Below are 2,476 nucleotides of genomic sequence, written 5' to 3' on the forward strand. Positions count from 1 at the left end.
ATTAGCTGCTTCCCTGTTGGACCTGGCTTAATCGGCGTATTAAGCGTCGTGATTGGCTTGACTGTCGCCACACCTCCGACCTGCTTAACCGCTGCGGCACCACCGTAGACCATACTCACAACACCAAAGCTATCCAACAGGTGTTCAGCTGATAAAGGGGTCTCAGGGTTAAAGGTACCCACTACCATATCGACTGTCCCTAGGGTCAGAAAGTTGGTCACCGTGTACGCATTGGTCTTCTCACGCATCACTTCATAGTTGGCTTTATTCGCATCAAGTATCCCCTTTGGAATACCATATGTCAACCAATTGGCAAAGCCACCCACACTGTCGAACATCTGATCCTCACGTGTTTGCACCCCTTCCCAAATCGACACGCCAAGCGCCTTATAGCTTGGTGCTGCTTCCTTTAAGGTGTCAATAAAGTCGTCCCACATCTTATCGGAAACGTAGGCCTGAACAAGCTGAACTTGATCCCGCTTGGCAAGCAAGGCTTCGATCCCTTGGCGTGAAAACACTCAGAAACTCAAAAATAGTTGGCTAAAACCTTAAAGAGATGATACATCAAAAAACAGTTTAATAGTTTTTACTAATACTGTTACAGTAGAAAGTTCAATGTTTGATTGTAGGTATAATTAGATTTTTGTTAGCTGTTGGTAACTTGATTAGTTACAGCTGACTATTTCAAGGCTCTATTCTTTGATTACAGCCAAAGAATGGAGTGCCTTTTTTATTCTGCAGATTTAGTAGGCAATTATTGCTTCTATAAAAAATACTTATTTATATTTACACTATTGAACCGGATCTATAATAATTATCAAATGTACTTTTTTAAAATACTTTCATATTCTGGAATTACTTTCTTAGGTTTGCTTGATAATTCAAATTGATTATAGCTTTTCAGCCAATCTTTATCTCCACTTAATAATTGACTCCAATGTCTAGGTAATCCTTTAGACCAAATAGTAAAAATTGCTATCAAAGTTTCCGATACATTTTGAGGATTTCCAATATTTTCTCTATCTTTTGAATCAAATTTACTAACAATATATGACGTAATGTTATAGCTAATTAAATTATCATTACTATCTCTATAAACATATTCAACATACATATGATCAAAATGTATGGTCAGAATCAAAACAAATTCGTTTCCTATTAAAAATGCAGAATCCTTTGAAACATCAATATATTTCAGTTTATATTTTTGTATAACACTATCTAATTTTTCTAAAAATATGTTTTCACATTTCATTTTTCTATTTATCTCCTTTTACTTGGGAATCATACTCATTGTAGCCCAATCAAATACATAATCATGTTTTATAAGATACATGTACTCCTTACCAAAACCTGATAATTCTTTTACACCAGTAATATCATTCATTCTGTATAATGCATCATCAGTTGGAGATGTGGCTAATTTAATAATATCGTTTCTCTTAATTGCAGAATCTAACCAAGGTTGATTATATTCTTTCCAAAACTGACTTCCATTTACGTATAGATCATCAGACGTATTAAGTAAATTAAATCCTCCATTTTTCGCTCCAAAATCTGTTGATTTTATATCACCTAATTCAGATAAAATATTCTTCGTATCATCCATGTATGTGCCTAATACTGTAGTAGTTTTTCTGGGTGTTGCCTGTAACTGTAATCCAGATGTAGTCGTATAATTTAATTGTGTTTTAATTGAACCAAATGTTTCTAAATTATAAAGTTCTTCTGTACCAAATCCTGCCTGTTTCAAGTCCATCCATTGATTGTATTTCGCTGCCTCTTCTGGACTCATCATTTCACTAAAACTATTTTTAACTCCACTAACCTGCTTCCCACCACTCAAAACAGCCTGTTCCTTCTTCAGATATGCCTTAAATTTCGAAGACTGACGCGCACGTTTACTCAGCTCAACATTCTGTTGTATCTCCTGCCATAGTGACAACCTTTGTGGGTTGCCACCACTTCCGATTAGCTGCTTCCCTGTTGGACCTGGCTTAATCGGCGTATTAAGCGTCGTGATTGGCTTGACTGTCGCCACACCTCCGACCTGCTTAACCGCTGCGGCACCACCGTAGACCATACTCACAACACCAAAGCTATCCAACAGGTGTTCAGCTGATAAAGGGGTCTCAGGGTTAAAGGTACCCACTACCATATCGACTGTCCCTAGGGTCAGAAAGTTGGTCACCGTGTACGCATTGGTCTTCTCACGCATCACTTCATAGTTGGCTTTATTCGCATCAAGTATCCCCTTTGGAATACCATATGTCAACCAATTGGCAAAGCCACCCACACTGTCGAACATCTGATCCTCACGTGTTTGCACCCCTTCCCAAATCGACACGCCAAGCGCCTTATAGCTTGGTGCTGCTTCCTTTAAGGTGTCAATAAAGTCGTCCCACATCTTATCGGAAACGTAGGCCTGAACAAGCTGAACTTGATCCCGCTTGGCAAGCAAGGCTTCGATCCCTTG

The 2,476-nt window shown here is 38.5% G+C and carries 1 protein-coding gene and 2 pseudogenes; all 3 read right to left on the reverse strand.

Annotation, left to right across the window (positions count from 1 at the left end; translation table 11 throughout):
• Positions 1-491, reverse strand: a pseudogene (locus JOE23_RS17700) (hypothetical protein); the annotation flags it as partial.
• Positions 492-817: 326 nt separating this feature from the next.
• The gene (locus JOE23_RS17705) at positions 818-1,255 is read right to left on the reverse strand and encodes a hypothetical protein (protein WP_204440823.1); all 438 of its coding nucleotides are present in this window, start codon (positions 1,253-1,255) and stop codon (positions 818-820) included.
• Positions 1,256-1,273: 18 nt separating this feature from the next.
• Positions 1,274-2,476: pseudogene (locus JOE23_RS18025) on the reverse strand (hypothetical protein); the annotation flags it as partial.

This window comes from Amphibacillus cookii (assembly GCF_016908375.1).
In the GTDB taxonomy this organism is placed as follows: Bacteria; Bacillota; Bacilli; order Bacillales; family Amphibacillaceae; genus Amphibacillus_C; species Amphibacillus_C cookii.